Raw genomic sequence first — 18,905 nt, 5'->3', positions numbered from 1 at the left:
CATGGAAATGCTGAAATTTGGCAAGTTTGCTGCACTGAGCCTGGCTCTCGCCGTGGCTGTTGGCTGTTCCTCCAAAGGCGGTGACACCGCTGGCGAAGGCGCTGTAGACCCGAACGCTGGCTACGGTGCAAACACCGGCGCCGTCGACGGCAGCCTGAGTGAAGAAGCCGCTCTGCGCGCTATCACCACTTTCTACTTCGAATACGACAGCTCTGACCTGAAGCCGGAAGCCATGCGCGCTCTGGACGTTCACGCCAAGGATCTGAAAGGCAATGGCGCTCGCGTCGTCCTGGAAGGCCACGCTGACGAGCGCGGTACCCGCGAATACAACATGGCTCTGGGCGAGCGTCGCGCCAAGGCCGTTCAGCGTTACCTGGTACTGCAGGGTGTTTCCCCTGCTCAGCTGGAACTGGTTTCCTACGGTGAAGAGCGTCCTGTTGCCACTGGCAACGACGAGCAATCCTGGGCTCAGAACCGTCGCGTCGAACTGCGTAAGTAATTCGATATGCGAATTTGCCAGCGTGTAGTAACCGTTATGGCGCTGAGCCTGCCGCTTGCGGTCTGGGCTCAGATTCCCGTACAGGATGGCAGCACCGGTAACGGTGGTGGCAACCCGAATGCCGGTTACGGCACGTCTGGCGCCTACGCTGGCGGTGGGGTGCAAACCCCATCGACAGCGCAGGGCATGCTGTTCAGTCAGCTCCAGCAGATGCAGCAGGAAATTGCTCAGCTGCGGGGGATGCTTGAAGAGCAGCAGAACGAGATTCAGCGTTTGAAACAAGAAGGCCTGGAACGTTACCAGGAACTTGACAAGCGTATGAGCAGTGGTGCCGCAGCTGGTGCTGCAGCAGCTACACAGAATTCTCCAGCCGCAGGCGCCGGTACCGGTGCAGGTGGTTCTCCAGCAGGTGCTGCAGGGCAGGCGCAAGCCTCCGGCGAACCCGCTGATCCGGCGAAGGAAAAGCTCTTTTACGATGCAGCCTTCGACCTGATCAAAGCCAAGGACTTCGACAAGGCAAGCCAGGCTTTCGCCGCGTTCCTGCGTCGCTATCCGAACAGTCAGTATGCCGGCAATGCCCAATACTGGCTCGGCGAGGTCAATCTTGCCAAAGGCGACCTGCCGGGCGCGAGCCAGGCCTTTGCCAAAGTAGGCCAGGCCTACCCGCAGCACTCCAAGGTGCCCGATTCGCTGTTCAAGCTGGCCGATGTGGAAATCCGCATGGGCAACAACGACAAGGCCAAGGGCATCCTGCAGCAGGTTATCGCGCAGTACCCCGGCACCTCCGCCGCACAGCTGGCGCAGCGTGACCTGCAGCGAATCCAGTAGACCGCCTGCGGTAATCGATCAACCCGCGCCTGCCGCGGGTTTTTTGTGCGCTTCAGTTTTTGAGCAGGGTAGCTTCGAGAAACCCTCGGATCCTCGAAGATGCCCGGCCGGCCATGTTTTCGTTTAGAATCGCCGTCCTTTTCCGCAACGGAGGCGGATGGCCTGTTTCGCCGTCACGCCCGTGGCCCTTATGAAAGAAACCCTGCGCATCACCGAGATCTTTTTCTCGCTGCAGGGGGAAACGCGTACTGCCGGCTTGCCGACGGTATTCGTACGCCTGACCGGCTGCCCCCTGCGCTGTCAATACTGTGACACCGCCTACGCCTTCAGTGGTGGCGAAATCCTTTCGCTGGATGCCATTCTCCAGCAGGTTGCGGGCTATCGGCCGCGCTATGTATGCGTAACCGGTGGCGAGCCGCTGGCACAACCCAATTGCATTCCCCTGCTTGAGCGCCTGTGCGACGCCGGTTATGAGGTGTCGCTGGAAACCAGTGGTGCGCTCGACGTTTCCGCCGTCGATCCGCGCGTAAGCAAGGTCGTCGATCTGAAGACCCCAGGCTCGGCCGAGGTCGGGCGTAATCGCTACGAAAACATCGAGTACCTGCTACCGCGCGATCAGGTGAAATTCGTGATCTGCTCGCGCGAAGACTACGACTGGTCGGTGAGCAAGCTCATTCAGTATGGCCTGGCTGATCGCGTCGATGAGGTGCTGTTCTCGCCCAGTCACCAGGAGGTGAGCGGTCGACAATTGGCCGAATGGGTGATCGCCGATAACTTGCCTGTACGCATGCAGCTGCAGTTGCACAAGATTCTCTGGAACGATGAGCCGGGGCACTGACATGAGTGAAAAGAAAGCGGTCATCCTGTTGTCCGGCGGCCTCGATTCCGCGACGGTCGTCGCCATGGCCCGGGAACAGGGCTACAGCTGCTACAGCATGAGCTTCGACTATGGTCAGCGGCACCGCTCCGAGCTGCAGGCTGCCGAACGGGTTGCCCGGCAGCTGGGAGTCATCGAGCACAAGGTGATCGGCATGGATCTGGGCGGTATCGGCGGCTCGGCACTGACCGACTCGAGCATTGATGTGCCACAGAGCCCGACCACTGGCATCCCGGTGACCTACGTGCCGGCGCGCAATACCGTGTTTCTGGCGTTGGCGCTGGGCTGGGCCGAGGTGCTGGAGGCGCAGGATATTTTCATTGGCGTCAACGCGGTGGATTACTCCGGCTACCCGGATTGCCGCCCGGCGTTCGTCGAGGCATTCGAGCGGGTCGCCAACCTGGCAACCCGTATGGGCGTGGAAGGGCAGGCCATCCGCATCCAGGCCCCGCTGCAGATGATGAGCAAGGCGCAGATCGTCCAGGCAGGTTCGCGACTGGGCGTAGATTACGCCTTGACCGTCTCCTGCTACCTCGCCGACGCGGATGGTCGTGCATGCGGCACATGCGACAGCTGCCGTCTTCGCTCTGCCGGCTTCGCCGCTGCCGGTGTGCCCGACCCAACCCGCTACCAGTAAAATATTTTTCGGCGGGTGTTGAATTCCTGAATTAAATCAGTATCATACCGCTCGCACAACGGGTCGTTAGCTCAGTTGGTAGAGCAGTTGGCTTTTAACCAATTGGTCGTAGGTTCGAATCCTACACGACCCACCATCTCAAGCCTTCCAGATGAAGGCGCACAAAAAAGCCCGGACCTCGCAAAGGATCCGGGCTTTTTCGTTTCTGCTGGCATGCAGCCTTACAGCGAGTGTTGGCGAGCCCCGCAAGGCTCGCCAGTGCGCCGCATCAGACTTTGACGATCCAGCCTTGCGGTGCTTCCACATCGCCGGATTGCACGCCAGTCAGTTCGCTATAAAGGCGGCTGATGGTCGGGCCGACCTCGGTCTCGCTGTAGAACACATGGAGCTTGCCCTGGTACTCGATACCGCCGATCGGGGTGATCACGGCAGCGGTGCCACAAGCGCCCGCTTCCTTGAACTCGCCCAGGCGATCAATGAACACGTCGCCTTCGATGACCTTGAGGCCCAAGCGGCTTTGCGCCAGTTCGATTAGTGACAAACGGGTGATACCCGGTAATACCGATGGCGATTTAGGGGTGACGAATTCATCGTTGTGGGTGATGGCGAAGAAATTCGCCGAGCCCACTTCCTCGATCTTGGTGTGGGTCTGCGGATCGAGGTAGATGCAGTCGGCGAAGTTGTTCTTCTTGGCCTGGGAGCCCGGCATCAGGCTGGCAGCGTAGTTGCCGCCAACCTTGGCGGCGCCGGTGCCCTGTGGCGCTGCGCGGTCATAGCCGGAGATCACGAAATTGTTCGGCTTCATGCCGCCCTTGAAGTATGGGCCTACCGGGATGCAGAACACCGAGAAGATGAACTCGGGGGCGGTACGCACGCCAATGTTGTCGCCCACGCCGATCACGAACGGACGCAGATACAGCGCGCCGCCGGAGCCATAAGGCGGGATGAAACGCTCGTTGGCGCGCACCACCTGCTTGCAGGCCTCGATGAACTGTTCGCTCGTTGGTGCTGGCATCAGCAGGCGCGCGCAGCTGCGCTGCATGCGCAGGGCATTCTGATCCGGGCGGAACAGGTTGATCGAGCCGTCCTTGCAGCGGTAGGCCTTGAGGCCTTCGAAGCACTGCTGGCCGTAGTGCAGCGCCGTGGAGCCTTCGCTGATGTGCAGTACGTTGTCTTCGGTCAGCGTGCCCTGATCCCACTCGCCGTCACGCCAGTGCGACAGGTAGCGCTGATCGGTCTTGATGTAGTCGAAACCCAACTTGTCCCATTCGATGCTTTCGTAAGCCATGACATCCTCAATCGCTGTACGACCACTGCGGGCGCGCGCGTGGCCGATGTTTTTTCCAGGGTGGTAATACGGTAATCCATGCCGCGGCCGTGTTCGGCCGCTGCCATGCTGAACCTGGGTGCCAGGTGAGGGCAATTGCCCCATTTCATGGCCTCTCAGTCTTCCCGGTGACTGTCGCTCGGCCAGGCGGGTGTGTTCTGATGCTGATGATGCGGCGGTTTACCGTGGCGATCAACCTGTGCGGCGATGCGAGGTCGCCCGCGCGATTGAAAAAGGCCTGACAATGCCCTTACCATGCGCGCCCGCGCACTGTTGGCAGTATGCTGCTGTTCAATACGTGACGCCCCAGGCGTTTACCGACCAGCCGTTATCGTCTGGCGATATACTCCAGGTTCCGTGCTGATAGACCTCGATAGGGCCTCACGACATGACGCAGATTGCCGAACGACTTCTTGTCCAGGCTCATCTTGATGCCAAGCAGCCAGAGACGCTGACGGCGGAGCAGGAAGCGTTCTACCGTGACGAAATTGCGCAAGAGCTGAAGCGCCAGAACGCCGTTCTGGTCGCCCACTACTATTGTGACCCAGTGCTGCAGGCGCTGGCCGAAGAAACCGGCGGCTGTGTGTCCGACTCGCTGGAAATGGCCCGCTTCGGCAATCAGCACTCGGCGCAGACCGTGCTGGTCGCCGGCGTCAAGTTCATGGGTGAGACGGCAAAGATCCTCAACCCCGAGAAGCGCGTGCTGATGCCGACGCTGGAGGCCACCTGTTCGCTGGACCTGGGGTGCCCGGTCGATGAGTTCGCGGCGTTCTGTGACCAGCACCCGCAGCGCACCGTGGTGGTATATGCCAACACTTCGGCCGCGGTGAAGGCACGCGCCGACTGGGTGGTGACGTCCAGCTGCGCGGTCGAGATCGTCGAGCACCTGATGGACAACGGCGAGAGCATCATCTGGGCGCCGGATCAGCACCTGGGCCGTTTCATCCAGAACAAGACCGGCGCCGACATGCTGCTCTGGGACGGTGCCTGCATCGTTCACGAGGAGTTCAAGGCCCGCCAGCTGGAAGAAATGAAGGCGCTGTACCCGGACGCAGCGGTGCTGGTGCACCCGGAGTCGCCGACGGCGGTGATCGACCTCGCCGATGCGGTGGGTTCGACCAGCCAGTTGATCGCTGCGGCCCAGCGCATGCCCAACAAGACCTTCATCGTCGCCACCGACCGCGGCATCTTCTACAAGATGCAGCAGCTGTGCCCGGACAAGGAATTCGTTGCCGCACCGACTGCCGGTAACGGCGCCGCCTGCCGCAGTTGCGCCAATTGCCCGTGGATGGCGATGAACACCCTGCAACGTACGCTGCAGTGCCTGCGCGAAGGCAGTAACGAAGTGTTTGTCGACCCGGCGCTGATCCCGCGTGCGATCAAGCCGCTCAAGCGCATGCTGGATTTCACCCAGGCCGCACGGCTGAAGCTGGCAGGTAACGCCTGATCGGTGGCCAGGGGCAGCGGCGTCATTGCCCCGGGGCAGGGGGATTACGCTCTTGTCATCCTCCAGCATGCTCAGGGTTGCCGGCTGCTCGTTCCGCTCCGCCCAGGGCAGGCTCGATCCATGAGGTGCGTGCCGGCTTAGCCGCGCAGCATTTCCTCGCTCATGCGTTTCTCTTCGATCAACTCCTTCTGGCGCGCGTCGATACGCGAAGCCATCTGGAAGTTGTTGGCGGCGCGCCGCTTGGCGAAGTCGAGCTGTTCGATGGCCTGATTGAAATCTCCCACCAGGGCGAAAAACTCGGCGCGGGCCTGATGCAAGCCGATGGTGTTACCGCTGAGGCCGCGCACTTCCGCCACCTGGTACCACACGTCCGGATCCTTCATGCGGCGCTTGAGCAGCTCGTTAAGGGCGTTCTCGGCTTCCGGGATCTTGCGTTGCTTGAGCAGCAGGTCGATGCGCGCCTGATTGAGCGGGTAATTGCCCGGGTACAGGTCGAGCAGTCGCTTGATGCGTTGCTCGGCAGCCGGCAAGCGGTTGGCAGCGGAGTCCAGGCTGATCTGCGCGAGGTTGTAGGTAACGTCGTCAGCGGCCTTTTGCAAAAGAGGGGCGAGAATGTCGCGCGCTTCGTCGAACTGGCTGCCCTTGATCAGCGCGATGGCCAGGCCGTAGCGTGCGGCATCCATGTTCGGGTTTTCATCGAGCTGCGCGCGAAAGCGCTTGGCGGCGATGCCGGGCGTTTCCTCGTAGGTCAGCTGCACGCGGGCGCGCATCAGTTGATAGCGCAGGCTGTCTTCGGTGCCGCCTGGCTGGTACTGCTCGGCGCGGTTGCGCGTATCGGCGATGCGCGATTCGGAAACCGGGTGAGTCAGCAGAAATTCCGGCGGCATGCGGTCATAGCGATACTGGCGCATCAGGCGCTCGAACATGCTCGGCATCGAGCGCGGGTCGTAGCCGGCCTTTTCCAGGTTGACCAGGCCAATACGGTCGGCTTCCTGCTCGTTCTGCCGGGAGAAGCGTCGCTGCTCCTGAATGGCCGCTGCCTGGGTCGAGGCGATGGCCGCGATACCGGCATCACCGGCACCCGCTGCGGCTGCAACGATACCGGCGAGCATCGCTGCCATGACCGGCAGTTGCATGCGCTGCTGAGCTTCCAGGCCGCGTGCGAAGTGGCGTTGCGACAGGTGAGCGAGTTCGTGGGCAAGTACCGAGGCGTATTCGCCCTCGGTCTGCGCATACAGGAACAGCCCGCCGTTGACGCCGATGATCCCGCCGGGGGCCGCGAAAGCGTTGATCTGCGGGCTGTTGAGCAGCACGAATTCGAGGCGGCGATCCTGCACCTGGCTGGTTTCGGCAAGGCGGTAGACGCTGCTCTCGACGAAGTCCTTGAGCTGCGGGTCCGACAGTTGGCTGACCTGGCCGCGGACGATACTCAGCCAGGCGCGGCCGAGCTGGTATTCCTGTTGCGGGGACACCAGCGCGGAGCTTGCATCGCCGAGCGATGGCAGGTCGTTGGCGATCGCCGGCTGGGCCAGCAGGCAGGCGAGCGTCAGCAGGGTGGGGCGCAGAACATTCATGCATGGAGCTCTTGTCGGATCAGTGCCGTACTGTAGCCGGGCAGGCACTTGCCTGACCAGCGCCGGCGGGCCTTGGGTTATGCTGTCGCACAGTGAACAGGAGGCAATATGAATGATGTAAAGGTTTGGCAGGGCGAGCATCAGCGTGAGCTGGATGCCTGTGGTCTGAACTGCCCGCTGCCTTTGCTGAAGGCCAAAATGGCCCTCAATGGCCTGGCCAGTGGCGAGGTACTCAAGGTGCTGGCCACGGATGCCGGGTCGCAGCGCGACTTTCGGGCTTTCGCCCGGTTGGCCGGCCATGAACTGCTTCGGGAAGAAGCCGAGGGTGAGGTGTTCAGTTACTGGCTGCGCAAGGCATGAAAGACGCCTGAACGGAGGCCATGAAAAATGCCGCTCGAGAGCGGCATTTTTGTTGTATCAGGCTTTGTTCAGCGCCTGGGCAGCAGCCAAGACTTCATCGACATGACCCGGCACCTTCACCCCTCGCCATTCCTGGCGCAGCACGCCGTCCTTGTCGATCAGGAAGGTGCTGCGGTCGACGCCCAGGTATTCCTTGCCGTAGAGCTTCTTCAGCTTGATCACGTCGAACAGTCCGCAGACGACTTCGTCCTTGTCGGAAATCAGCTCGAACGGGAAACCCTGCTTGGCCTTGAAGTTCTCGTGGGTCTTGAGGCTGTCGCGGGACACGCCGATGACTACCGTGTTGGCCGCTGCGAACGCCTGGTGGCTGTCGCGAAAGCCCTGCCCTTGAGTCGTGCAGCCTGGCGTGTTGTCCTTCGGGTAGAAGTAGATCACCAACTGCTTGCCCTTGCAGGCGGCCAGGTTGAAGTCGCCGCCGGTGGCGGGCGCGCTGAAATCGGCGACCGGGGAATCGATAGCGATGGCCATGAAACGCTCCTTTATGGGTTCTGAGGACGCCAGGGTTCGATCAATGCATCCAGGTTCAGGGCATCGGCGAAGTCGAGGAACTGATCGCGCAGCCAGCTGATCTGGGTGCCGGCGGGCAGGGTGACGGTCAACGTGGCGTTGAGCATGGTGCCGCCGGTCTGCGGCGCCTGGTAGGTGTCGCAGGTCAGCGCTTCCAGTTCAACGCGATGATCGATGAAGAACTGGCAGAGTTCGTTGAGGATGTCCGGGCGGTATACCGAGCTGACGTAGGCCACGTAAGGCAGCGCCTGTGGGCGAACTTCCGAGGCGCCGCTGCGGATCACGTTGGCAGTGAACTCGTGCTTCTTGGACAACGCCGGTAAACCCGCTTCCAGGCGCGCCAGGGCATCCCAGTTACCCGAGATCTGCAGCACCAGTGCGCTGAACTCCCCGTGGCGGCTCAGGCGCGTACTGATGACCGCGCAGCGGTTTTCATGGCTGGCTCGGCACAGCACATTGGTCAGCTCCATGGCGTTGGTGCCGAGTGCACTGATGACGAGGAATTGTTCGCGAACTGGGGGGGTGGACATGCAGCCTTCCTAAACGTTGAACGCTCGGCTCTATAGACAGTGCCAAACAAACTCGCAGGGTAGCGAAAAGCGCCCGTCAGGGGAATGACCAGATACCGCTATCCGCGCGCAGAGAGTGGCGGTCAGTGCCAGAAATCACGGTGCTTCACGCCACCTGCTACTTCGCTTGTGCAAGGCTGGTGGCGCCAGTACCATTACCGCTCTCTTTTTCGGCAGGAGCGGTTGCATGATTGCGGGCAGTATGGTGGCACTGGCCACGCCCATGGATGCGCAGGGTAATCTCGATTGGGACGCCTTGAGCAAACTGGTGGACTTCCACCTGCAAGAGGGCACCAACGCCATCGTCGCGGTCGGCACTACCGGTGAGTCGGCGACGCTCGACGTCAACGAGCACATCGAAGTCATTCGTCGTGTGGTCGACCAGGTCGGCGGCCGTATTCCGGTCATCGCCGGTACCGGGGCCAACTCCACCCGCGAAGCCGTCGAGCTGACCCAGAACGCCAAGAGCGCTGGCGCCGACGCTTGCCTGCTGGTCACGCCGTACTACAACAAGCCGACCCAGGAAGGCCTGTACCTGCACTTCCGCCATATCGCCGAAGCCGTGGCCATACCGCAGATCCTCTACAACGTACCGGGCCGTACCGCCTGCGACATGCTGCCGGAGACCGTCGAGCGCCTGTCGCATGTCGACAACATCATTGGTATCAAGGAAGCCACTGGCGACCTGCAGCGCGCCCGCGACATTCTCGAGCGCGTCGGCGCCAACTTTCTGCTCTATTCCGGCGATGACGCCACCGCGGTCGAGCTGATGCTGCTAGGCGGCAAGGGCAACATTTCGGTGACCGCCAACGTCGCACCGCGTGCCATGAGCGACATGTGCTCGGCAGCCATGCGTGGCGAAGCGGCGATTGCCCGGGCGATCAATGACCGTCTGATGCCGCTGCACAAGAACCTGTTCATCGAAGCCAATCCGATTCCGGTGAAGTGGGCGCTGAACGAAATGGGCATGATGGCCGACGGCATTCGCCTGCCGCTCACCTGGCTGAGCCCCCGTTGTCACGAACCGCTGCGTCAGGCCCTGCGCCAGTCCGGTGTATTGGTCTAATCGAGGAATTACGACGCATGAAGCGACTGGCCGGACTTTCCGCACTTGCTCTGATCATCACCAGCACCAGTGGCTGTGGCTGGGTCTGGGGCGAAAATGGCTACTTCCGCGATCGCGGCAGTGATTACCTCACCGCTCGTCAGACGGCGCCCATGCAGCTGCCAGCCGATGTCGAGGCCAAGCGCCTCGACCCGCTGCTGCCGGTTCCGCAGCAGATTCGCGACAGCGATGTGCAGGGCAAGTACGACGTACCGCGTCCGCAGCCCCTGGCGGTGACCGGGGAAGTCAGCGAATTCAGCCTGCAGAACAGCGGCGACTCCAGCTGGCTGGTCGCTCAGCGTGTGCCCGCCGAAGTGTGGCCGGGTGCCCGCCAGTTCTTTGAGGACGGCGGCTTCCGCATCGTTGACGAACGCCCGCAAACCGGTGAGTTCAGCACCGACTGGCAGCGCTTCGACGCCTTGTCCAGCAGCATGCAGAGCCGTCTGAGCGGCCGCGTTGCCGGGCTCGATGGCAATACCGAAACCCGCGTGCACGTGCGCCTCGAACCTGGCGTGCAGCGCAACACCAGCGAAATCTTCGTGGTGACCGCGCAGCGTCCGGCTGGCAGCAGCGCCGATGTGCCGTTCACCGAACGCAGCGTCAACAAAGCGCTGGACGCCGCGCTGCTCGACGAATTGCAGGTCACCCTGACGCGCAGTGTCGAGCAGGGCGGTTCCGTATCTCTGCTGGCTGGTCGTGACTATGACGCGCCGAGCCGCGTGAGCCTGTCCGAAGACGGCACCGGCAACCCCGTGCTCAATCTGAGCACCGACTTCGACCGTGCCTGGTCCGGCGTTGGCCGCTCGCTGCGCATGGCCGAACTGCGCATCGACGACATCAACCGTACGCTGGGCGTCTACTACGTCAACCTGGCCGAAGGCCCGCAACGCGACAACGAGAAACCTGGCTTCTTCAGCCGCCTGTTCGGCGGCTCGGAAAGCAAGGACGAGATCGAGGCCCGCGCCGAGCGTTATCAGGTTCGCTTGACCGCCGTGGGCGACACCGTGCAGGTGACGGTCGAGAAAGACCTCAATACCGTGGCGCCGGCCGATGTGGCTCGTCGCGTTCTTGGCATGATCCAGGAAAACCTCGGCTAAGCCAGCTTGGTCGAGTGGTTGCGATAGGCGAAACCCCCAGGGGGTTTCGCCTTTTGTTTTAACGGGCGGGGCGTTTGCACTGCCGATCTACAGCCGCGTCGGCGTCGACGCAGCGCGGCGCGACTTTCACGCGACAAGGCGGAATCTCGACATGACCACACCTTCCCTTAGCCTGAAAAAGATCTATTCGGGCAAAGTCCGCGATCTTTACGAGATCGACGACAAGCGCATGCTGATGGTTGCCACCGACCGCCTGTCGGCCTTCGACGTGATCCTCGAGCAGCCGATTCCGGAGAAGGGCAAGATCCTTACCGCCATCTCCAATTTCTGGTTCGAAAAGCTGGCAGGCGTGGTGCCCAACCACTTCACCGGTGATCGCGTCGAAGACGTGGTGCCGGCCGCCGAGCTACCGCTGGTGGAAGGTCGCGCCGTGGTCGCCAAACGCCTCAAACCGGTTGCCGTGGAAGCCATCGTGCGGGGTTACATCGTCGGTTCCGGCTGGAAGGAATACCAGAAGAGCGGCACCGTCTGCGGTATCCAGTTGCCGGCTGGCTTGAAGGAAGCCGCCAAGCTGCCGCAGCCCATCTTCACCCCGTCGACCAAGGCTGCCGTGGGTGACCATGACGAGAACATCAGCTTTGCGCAGTGCGAAGCGATCATCGGCGCCGAGCTGGCCGCCCAGGTGCGCGATACCTCCATCGCCCTGTACAGCGCCGCAGTCGAGTACGCTGCCACCCGTGGCATCATCATCGCCGACACCAAGTTCGAATTCGGCCTCGATGAAAACGGTACGCTGACCCTTATGGACGAAGTGCTGACCCCGGATTCCAGCCGCTTCTGGCCCGCCGACAGCTACGCCGAGGGCAGCAACCCACCAAGCTTCGACAAGCAGTTCGTTCGTGACTGGCTGGAATCCACCGGCTGGAACAAGGAGCCGCCAGCGCCAGCGGTACCGGCCGATGTCGCGCAGAAGACGGCTGACAAGTACCGCGAGGCGCTGACCCGCCTGACTGCGTGAGCTGATCTCGCGAAAAAGAGCCGCCGACCCGCTTAGGGTCGGCGGCATATTCAGGAAAACCCGCTACGGCGGGTTTTGCTTTTTTGAGGGATCGCTGTAACTACAGGCGAAATTGCGAGACCTGGCTGTTCAGCGACAGGGCGGCAAGGCGTCTTGGGCGGGGCGGCGCAGACCTGGATCAGGCAGCGTTCCTGCTTTTCAGCCTGCGCATCAGTGCGCGGCCGATAACGATCACAAGCAAGGCATAGACGGCCGCCATGAGATCGTCCAGCACGATGCCTATGCCGCCACCCACGGCTTCGAGGAGATTTACCGGGGGTATCTTGAGCGCATCGAACAGGCGGAACAGTACGAACGCTATCAGCAGCATCCGCAGGCGTCCTGCCAGAGAAAGCCCCAGCACCGCTACCGGGAACATCAGGTACTCGTCGGCGACTATTTGCGGGACATCGCCGCCGCCGAGCCATATCGAGGCCCAATGGCAGAGTGGTACTGCAACGATAAACAGCACGATGACGATGAGCGCCTGCCGCTTTGGCGGATGCCCCATGAGCCACCAGGCCAATGGCAGGCCGAGCAACGAGCCGAAGGTCCCAGGCATGAACGGCAGCAGACCAAGGCCGAAGCCGGTCGCTGCCTGTACCACGATGCTCTCTATCATTTGCTATTGCGACCCGATTCGATGGCTGCCGGATCAGCCTGCGAGGGCGCGGTCACCGGCAGTATGCGTTCCAGTATGTCGGCCAGCGTCACGACGCCTGTCATCTGGCCTTGGCTCATGACCACCGCAAATTGCACGCTTGATTTGCGCATCAGTGCCAGTGACTCGTAGACCGGCGTTTTCGCATCCAGTACGAACACCTTGCGGGCGATTTCGCGTGCCGGCCTCAGGTCAGGTTCGAGCAGGGTGTCACGAACATGAACGACCCAGGGAAGCGTATTGCCGGTCCCCAGAACCAGAATGCGCAAGTGGCCGGATTGGGCGGCTGCGTGACGAACCTCGGCCACTGATGCATCGAACGCTACCTGTGCCAGGGTAGAGCAGCCGGTTGCCAACGCTTCCACCGGCATGGAGCCCAGGTCGATCACACTGGAAATCTGCTGCTGCAAGGCAGGTTTCAGTGTGCCCACTTCAGCTGAGTGTTCGACAAGCTGACGTATGGTGGCAATGTCCTGGCCGCCAATGGCGGCGCTCTCGACGGGCTCGACGCCTGATGCTCGCACCAGGCGGTTGGCAATCCTGTTCACCCAGCGCATCAGCGGGCGTATTGGCCAGATGTAGGCGCGCGAGATGATGCCGATGGCCAGCGCCGACCTCTCCGGGTGGGCAATCGCCCAGGATTTGGGGGCCATTTCACCGACCACCAGATGCAGGAAGGTCACCGCGAACAGCGCGATTGCAAACGACGCCCCACCCGCTATCCACTCGGGCACGCCCCAGACGATCAGCAGTGGGCCGAGCCAGTTGTCGACCGCCGGCTTGGTCACTGCTCCCAGGGCGAAGGTGCAGAACGTGATACCGAGTTGAGCCCCTGCAAGCATGAGGGTCAGGTCGTTCATGCCGCGTAAGGCGGCCCGGGCAGAGGAGCTCGTTGGCGCGAGCGCCTCGAGGCGATGCCGGCGCGAACCAAGCAGTGCGAACTCGATGATGACGAAGATTGCGCTCAGGACAATGAGTGCGGCGGTTACCAGCGTGACGATCAGCGCGTCATTCATGTGGCTCGTCCCCCTGCACGGTCTGTATGAGCGTGGCGCGCACCTGAGTCGGTACATAGCGTTCAACGCGCAGTACCTCGATCATCAGCTGTCGCACCACGGGCACATCGGACACCAGGTCAGAAACTTCTTCAGGCAGGGTTATCGCCACGATATCGCCTTCGGCAGGCAAGGCACCGAGTTCGGCAATCAGCAGGCCAGCGATGGTTTCAACCTGCTCACGAGGCAGGTCGTAGCCGAGCGCTCGCTCGACTTCGTCCAGGTGAACATCACCATTCATGATCCACACACCCTCTGCGCCGGTAATGACCGGGGCCGAGTTGGCTTCATCATGCTCATCGGTAATTTCGCCGACGATTTCTTCGGCAAGGTCCTCGAGAGTCAGCACGCCAACGAAACTGCCGTATTCGTCGATCACGCAGGCCAGCTGATTGTCGGTCTGGATCAGCTGCGCCAAAGCGTCCGGCAGCGGCATGAGGGTCGGAATGACCACCGCAGGTCGCATCACGGTGTCGATGGTTTCTTCGGTTGCCTGCGTCGACAGTCGCAACAGGATATCGGCCAGGTGAACGACGCCGACAGGGGTATCCTCGTGGATCACCGGGTAGCGAGTGTGACCGCTGGCCATCAACTCGCGCAGCCTGAGCAGCGTTGTTTCCGGGGGAAGCCAGTCCACCTGTGACCGTGGAATCATGGCGTGCTCAACGTCGCGACTCGGGAAGTCGAGAATGCGATCGATCACCAGGGAGAGTTCGTCAGGAAGGTCGCCACTGTGGCGCGAGTCGGAAATGATGTGCGGCAGGTCATCCGCCGAGACACTCACGTCCAGATCGTGGACGGGTTCTATGCGCAGCATCCGCAGGAACAGGTTGGCCGATTTGTCGAAAAAGCCGATCAACCAACCGAATACGGTCAGGTAGATCAGCGTCGAGCGGGCAAGCCCTCTGGCCATCGGGTCTGCATTGGCGATGGCCAGGTTCTTCGGGTAAAGCTCACCGAAAATCATCTGGATGACCGTCGCTGCCAGCAGGGCAAGCAGGGTACCAACGGTTACGCCGATCTCTGCCGGGACGCCTACCCCGCCCAGCAGAATACCCAGTGACCTCCCAACCAGAGGCTCCGCGACGAAACCGACCATCAGGCCTGTGACGGTGATGCCCAGCTGGGCACCCGACAGCATGAAGCTGGTTCGCTTGGTGACTTCGAGGGCGCGCTTCGCGGAGGCGTCACCTTCTGCCGCCAACACGGCGAGTCGTGTCCGATCAGCGGCCATGTAGGCGAATTCCTGGGCGACGAAGTAACCATTTGCCGCAATGATCGCCAGGATGATCAGGGTGCCGAACAGAAGGGCGAGGATCGGCTCGGTCACCGCGTCACCTCACTATTTGTTCGTTTAGAAAGGTCTCTACAACCGTCAGAACTTGATGTGTCCACAATGGGGCCGAGGTTAAAAGGGTCCTCATTATAATCCTTCGCCATCGGTAGGCCACTCTGCTGGTCGGGCCAGAGTATGCAGGCAAAGGCCCGTGGCTCGGTGCTCTCAGCGCTTCAGGCAGTTTTCACAACATTTGAAAACAATTGCCGCTCGAGCGTCAGCGACCCCGCAAGGCCGCCTCGACAAGTGGATGAGCATCCCCGGGGGGATCGCTCGGCGACCGCAACGGCAATGAGTGATGGTGCCCCGCCGTCTCGATTGCCGCCCCTGCATGGCGAACTGTCCAGCAGTTGCCTACAGATGGCGGTTTTGGCCGGCGTGCACGCGCAAGCCCCTGCACCTAGTGGCGCTTGCGCGCGCGCCTGGAGTTTTCTGCAAAAACTTCAGAGGTTTCCGAAAGAAGCGGTCATCCATTTGCTACTACATTCCGCCATCCGCTTCTGCAAAGGTGGGATCGCCAGATTCCCGTATCTGGGCTAGACCCAACGCAGGGGTACCCCCATACATAATCCCTACAAGAGGATGGGCGTGATGTTCAAAGCCAGTCACGTCTTGCACCAGGAGTTCCTCGACCGGATCTCCGCTGCCAAGGCCGCCGATTTCTTCCCTGCCATCAGCGCCAACTACAACGTTGACGAGGCCGCCTACCTGGGCGAGCTGCTGCAGCTTGCCGATCCCGGCGCTGCCGGTATCGAGAGCGTTCGCCGGCAGGCACGCAGCCTGATCCAGGACGTGCGAGGCCGCGACAATGCCGTCGACACCCTCGACGCACTGCTACGCCAGTACAGCCTGGATACCCAGGAAGGTCTGATGCTGATGTGCCTGGCCGAGGCGCTGTTGCGCGTGCCGGATGCAGCCACCGCCGATGCGCTGATCCGCGACAAGCTCAACGCCGCCGAGTGGGAGCGCCACCTGGGCAAGAGCGACAGCGTGCTGGTCAACTTCGCGGCCTGGGGCCTGGTGATGACTGGCAAGGTCGTGGACCCGCAGACCGGTGATGGTCGTCCGAAGAACGTGCTCGGCCGGCTGATCCAGCGTTCCGGCGAGCCGGTGATTCGCGCGGCGATGAACCAGGCCATGAAGCTGATGGGCAAGCAGTTCGTGCTCGGCCGCACCATCAGCGAAGCGCTGAAGAACGGTCGCCCGGAGCGCGAGAAGGGCTACACCTATTCCTTCGACATGCTCGGTGAAGCGGCGCTGACCGCCGAAGACGCCGAAAAATACATGGCCGACTACCGCAAGGCGATCGACACAGTCGGCGCCGAGCCGCAGGTTGGTCCAGGCCCCAAACCGTCGATCTCGATCAAGCTCTCGGCGCTGCACCCGCGTTACGAAGTGGCCCAGCGCGAGCGCGTGCTGACCGAGCTGTTCGCCAACGTACGCGAACTGGTGATCCGTGCGCGCAAGCTGAACGTCGGGATTTCCGTGGACGCGGAGGAGGCGGATCGCCTCGAACTGTCTCTGGAACTCTACGAGAAGCTGCTGCGTGACCCCGCGGTGGCCGGCTGGGGCGAGTTCGGGCTGGTGATCCAGGCGTACTCCAAGCGCTGCCTGCCGGTGCTGGTCTGGCTGACCTTGCTGGGCAGGGAGCTCGGCGAGAAGATGCCGCTGCGCCTGGTCAAGGGCGCCTACTGGGACAGCGAGATCAAGCAGTGCCAGGTGTGGGGCCTCGATGGCTACCCGGTGTTCACCCGCAAGGAGGGCACCGATACGTCCTATCTGGCTTGCGCCCGTTACCTGCTCAGCGAGTTCACCCGTGGTGTGATCTACCCGCAATTCGCCAGCCATAACGCGCACACCGTCAGCTGCATCCTGGCCATGGCCGCCGAGCAGGCGTCGCCGCGCGAGTTCGAGTTCCAGCGCCTGCACGGCATGGGCGACGCGCTGTACGACACGGTGCTGGAGAAGCACCGCAAGACCGTGCGCATCTACGCGCCCGTAGGTGCCCACAAGGACCTGCTGCCGTATCTGGTGCGCCGCCTGCTGGAGAACGGTGCCAACTCGTCGTTCGTGCACCAGCTGGTCGACCCGAGCGTGCCGGTCGACTCGCTGATCGATCACCCGGTCACCCAGCTGAGCAAATTCGCCAGCCTCGGCAATAACAAAATCCCGCTTCCGCCAGCGCTGTACGGGGGCACACGGAAAAATTCTCAGGGCATCAACATGAACATCCAGAAATCGCTGACCGAACTCGAAAACGCCTACACGCCGCAACTGGACCGCCAATGGCAGGCTGCCACGGTGATCAACGGCCAGACCTTGAGCGGCACCGCCGAGGAAGTTCGCTGCCCGTACGACTTGAACAAGGTGGTCGGCACCGCCCAGTTCGCCACCGCCGCCCAGGCCGCCCAGGCGCTGGATGGCCTGAGCGCCGCCTGGCCGAAGTGGAACGCTGTCGCTATCGATGAGCGTGCGAGCATTCTCGAGCGCCTTGCCGACCTGCTGGAAAGCAACCGTGCCGAGCTGATGGCGCTGTGTACCGTGGAAGCGGGCAAGTCGATGCAGGACGGTATCGACGAAGTGCGCGAGGCGGTGGATTTCTGCCGTTACTACGCGCAGCAGGCACGCCTCAAGCTGGGCCGCGAAGAGCTCAAGGGACCGACTGGCGAGCGCAACGAGCTGTTCCATGAAGGCCGCGGCATTTTCGTCTGCGTCAGCCCGTGGAACTTCCCGCTGGCCATTTACCTGGGCCAGATCAGCGCTGCGCTGGTCTCCGGTAACGTGGTGCTGGCCAAACCGGCCGAGCAGACCAGCCTGATCGCCGCCCGCGCCCTGGAACTGATGTTCGACGCCGGCCTGCCAAAGGATGTGATCGCCTTCCTGCCCGGTGATGGCGCCACCCTTGGTGGTGTGTTCTGCCGCGACCCGCGTGTGGCCGGCGTGTGCTTCACCGGCTCCACCGACACGGCGCGCATCATCAACCGTCAGTTGGCCGAGAAGGACGGCATGATCGCCACCCTGATCGCCGAGACCGGTGGCCAGAACGCGATGATCGTCGATTCCACCGCACTGCCCGAGCAGGTGGTCAAGGATGCCGTCGGCTCGGCCTTCACCAGCGCCGGTCAGCGCTGCTCGGCACTGCGTGTGCTGTATGTGCAGCGCGACATCGCCGACCGGGTGATCGACCTGCTCAAGGGCGCCATGGCCGAACTGAAGATCGGCCCGACCTACCTGCGCGAGAACGATATCGGCCCGGTGATCGATGCCGAGGCCCGTGAAGGTTTGCTGGCGCATATCAATCAGCTCAAGGGCGAAGGCAAGCTGATTGCAGAGGCCTCGCTGCGCGCTGACCTGAACGGCCATTTCATCGCACCGGTGGCGTTCGAAATCGGCGGGATCGATGAGCTGAAGAAGGAGCAGTTCGGCCCGGTGCTGCACGTGGTGCGCTATGACGCCGCCGACTTGGAGAAGGTGGTCGCGGCGATCAACGCCACCGGCTACGGATTGACCCTTGGCATCCACAGCCGAAACGAGGAAACTGCCGCCCGCATCGAAAGCCTGGCGCGCGTCGGCAACCTGTACGTGAACCGCAACCAGATCGGCGCGGTGGTCGGCGTACAGCCATTCGGCGGCTGCGGCCTGTCCGGTACTGGCCCGAAAGCCGGCGGCCCGAGCTACCTGTTGCGCTTCGTCAATGAGCGCACCACCTCTGTGAATACCACGGCGGTGGGCGGCAACGCCTCACTGCTGTCGCTGGGCGACGAGTAATCACAAGCGGGCGGGAATCATAAGGTTTCCGCCCGTTTTGCTATTGGGGGCTGATGCCCCGAATCGGTAATGCCACCAGCAGAGTGGTGTACCTGGAGCGCGACCGTGACCGCTGGTCGTGATGTGCCAACTGGGCTGGGT

General features: G+C 62.2%; 17 protein-coding genes and 1 tRNA gene. 11 read left to right on the top strand and 7 right to left on the bottom strand.

Going from position 1 to position 18,905, the window contains the following annotated elements; all coding sequences use genetic code 11:
* The first annotated feature begins 1 nt into the window (after position 1).
* From pal to ACZ0AV_RS06525, 5 genes are all read left to right on the top strand, one after another.
* Positions 2-499, top strand: a complete 498-nt coding sequence (gene pal / locus ACZ0AV_RS06545; RefSeq protein ID WP_042553163.1) for a peptidoglycan-associated lipoprotein Pal — start codon at positions 2-4, stop codon at positions 497-499.
* Positions 500-505: 6 nt separating this feature from the next.
* A complete protein-coding gene (gene ybgF / locus ACZ0AV_RS06540; RefSeq protein ID WP_499150289.1) occupies positions 506-1,327 on the top strand; it encodes a tol-pal system protein YbgF in 822 nt (273 codons plus the stop codon).
* Between the two features lie 190 nt (positions 1,328-1,517).
* Positions 1,518-2,165, top strand: coding sequence for a 7-carboxy-7-deazaguanine synthase QueE (queE, locus tag ACZ0AV_RS06535; protein WP_499150288.1), 648 nt, complete (start codon positions 1,518-1,520; stop codon positions 2,163-2,165).
* A 1-nt stretch (position 2,166) separates the two neighbouring features.
* Positions 2,167-2,841 (top strand): 7-cyano-7-deazaguanine synthase QueC, encoded by a 675-nt coding sequence (gene queC / locus ACZ0AV_RS06530; protein ID WP_499150287.1) that lies wholly within the window; start codon positions 2,167-2,169, stop codon positions 2,839-2,841.
* Positions 2,842-2,901: 60 nt separating this feature from the next.
* A tRNA-Lys gene (locus ACZ0AV_RS06525) sits at positions 2,902-2,977 on the top strand.
* A 132-nt stretch (positions 2,978-3,109) separates the two neighbouring features.
* On the opposite strand, the gene ACZ0AV_RS06520 is transcribed toward ACZ0AV_RS06525, so the two are convergent.
* Positions 3,110-4,129: a branched-chain amino acid aminotransferase gene (locus ACZ0AV_RS06520; protein ID WP_499150286.1), complete on the bottom strand. Its 1,020-nt coding sequence runs from the start codon at positions 4,127-4,129 to the stop codon at positions 3,110-3,112.
* Positions 4,130-4,556: 427 nt separating this feature from the next.
* Here ACZ0AV_RS06520 and nadA point away from each other — a divergent pair, with 427 nt between their 5' ends.
* Positions 4,557-5,615, top strand: coding sequence for a quinolinate synthase NadA (gene nadA, locus ACZ0AV_RS06515; protein ID WP_499150285.1), 1,059 nt, complete (start codon positions 4,557-4,559; stop codon positions 5,613-5,615).
* Positions 5,616-5,752: 137 nt separating this feature from the next.
* Here the strand turns inward: nadA and ACZ0AV_RS06510 are convergent, their stop codons facing one another.
* A complete protein-coding gene (locus ACZ0AV_RS06510; RefSeq protein ID WP_499150284.1) occupies positions 5,753-7,189 on the bottom strand; it encodes a M48 family metallopeptidase in 1,437 nt (478 codons plus the stop codon).
* Positions 7,190-7,297: 108 nt separating this feature from the next.
* On the opposite strand from ACZ0AV_RS06510, the gene ACZ0AV_RS06505 reads away from it, so the two are divergent.
* The gene (locus tag ACZ0AV_RS06505) at positions 7,298-7,549 is read left to right on the top strand and encodes a sulfurtransferase TusA family protein (protein ID WP_499150283.1); all 252 of its coding nucleotides are present in this window, start codon (positions 7,298-7,300) and stop codon (positions 7,547-7,549) included.
* Positions 7,550-7,606: 57 nt separating this feature from the next.
* On the opposite strand, the gene ACZ0AV_RS06500 is transcribed toward ACZ0AV_RS06505, so the two are convergent.
* Positions 7,607-8,077: a peroxiredoxin gene (locus ACZ0AV_RS06500; RefSeq protein WP_499150282.1), complete on the bottom strand. Its 471-nt coding sequence runs from the start codon at positions 8,075-8,077 to the stop codon at positions 7,607-7,609.
* Between the two features lie 11 nt (positions 8,078-8,088).
* Positions 8,089-8,646, bottom strand: a complete 558-nt coding sequence (locus tag ACZ0AV_RS06495; RefSeq protein ID WP_499150281.1) for a glycine cleavage system transcriptional repressor — start codon at positions 8,644-8,646, stop codon at positions 8,089-8,091.
* Positions 8,647-8,872: 226 nt separating this feature from the next.
* Here ACZ0AV_RS06495 and dapA point away from each other — a divergent pair, with 226 nt between their 5' ends.
* From dapA to ACZ0AV_RS06480, 3 genes are all read left to right on the top strand, one after another.
* On the top strand, positions 8,873-9,751 hold the full coding sequence (gene dapA / locus ACZ0AV_RS06490; protein ID WP_499150280.1) for a 4-hydroxy-tetrahydrodipicolinate synthase: 879 nt from the start codon (positions 8,873-8,875) through the stop codon (positions 9,749-9,751).
* Between the two features lie 17 nt (positions 9,752-9,768).
* Positions 9,769-10,887, top strand: a complete 1,119-nt coding sequence (bamC, locus tag ACZ0AV_RS06485; RefSeq protein ID WP_499150279.1) for an NlpB/DapX family lipoprotein — start codon at positions 9,769-9,771, stop codon at positions 10,885-10,887.
* Between the two features lie 151 nt (positions 10,888-11,038).
* Positions 11,039-11,905: a phosphoribosylaminoimidazolesuccinocarboxamide synthase gene (locus tag ACZ0AV_RS06480; RefSeq protein WP_499150278.1), complete on the top strand. Its 867-nt coding sequence runs from the start codon at positions 11,039-11,041 to the stop codon at positions 11,903-11,905.
* Positions 11,906-12,083: 178 nt separating this feature from the next.
* Here the strand turns inward: ACZ0AV_RS06480 and ACZ0AV_RS06475 are convergent, their stop codons facing one another.
* Genes ACZ0AV_RS06475 through ACZ0AV_RS06465 form a run of 3 tightly spaced genes read right to left on the bottom strand, consistent with a single transcriptional unit; the run spans position 12,084 to position 14,990 of the window.
* Positions 12,084-12,566 carry a phosphatidylglycerophosphatase A family protein gene (locus tag ACZ0AV_RS06475; RefSeq protein ID WP_499150277.1) on the bottom strand — a complete coding sequence of 161 codons (483 nt, stop codon included), beginning with the start codon at positions 12,564-12,566 and terminating at the stop codon, positions 12,084-12,086.
* Positions 12,563-13,621: a CNNM domain-containing protein gene (locus ACZ0AV_RS06470; RefSeq protein WP_499150276.1), complete on the bottom strand. Its 1,059-nt coding sequence runs from the start codon at positions 13,619-13,621 to the stop codon at positions 12,563-12,565. The genes ACZ0AV_RS06475 and ACZ0AV_RS06470 overlap by 4 nt, the downstream gene beginning before the upstream one ends.
* A complete protein-coding gene (locus tag ACZ0AV_RS06465) occupies positions 13,614-14,990 on the bottom strand; it encodes a hemolysin family protein (RefSeq protein ID WP_499150275.1) in 1,377 nt (458 codons plus the stop codon). The genes ACZ0AV_RS06470 and ACZ0AV_RS06465 overlap by 8 nt, the downstream gene beginning before the upstream one ends.
* 597 nt (positions 14,991-15,587) lie before the next feature.
* Between ACZ0AV_RS06465 and putA the strand changes: the two genes are divergently transcribed.
* Positions 15,588-18,764 carry a bifunctional proline dehydrogenase/L-glutamate gamma-semialdehyde dehydrogenase PutA gene (gene putA, locus ACZ0AV_RS06460; RefSeq protein ID WP_499150274.1) on the top strand — a complete coding sequence of 1,059 codons (3,177 nt, stop codon included), beginning with the start codon at positions 15,588-15,590 and terminating at the stop codon, positions 18,762-18,764.
* The last annotated feature ends 141 nt before the right edge of the window (positions 18,765-18,905 follow it).

It is taken from the genome of Pseudomonas sp. AC532 (genome assembly GCF_979258965.1).
Note: the sequence above shows the minus strand (reverse complement) of the source record. Positions and strands in the feature narration are given on the sequence as shown.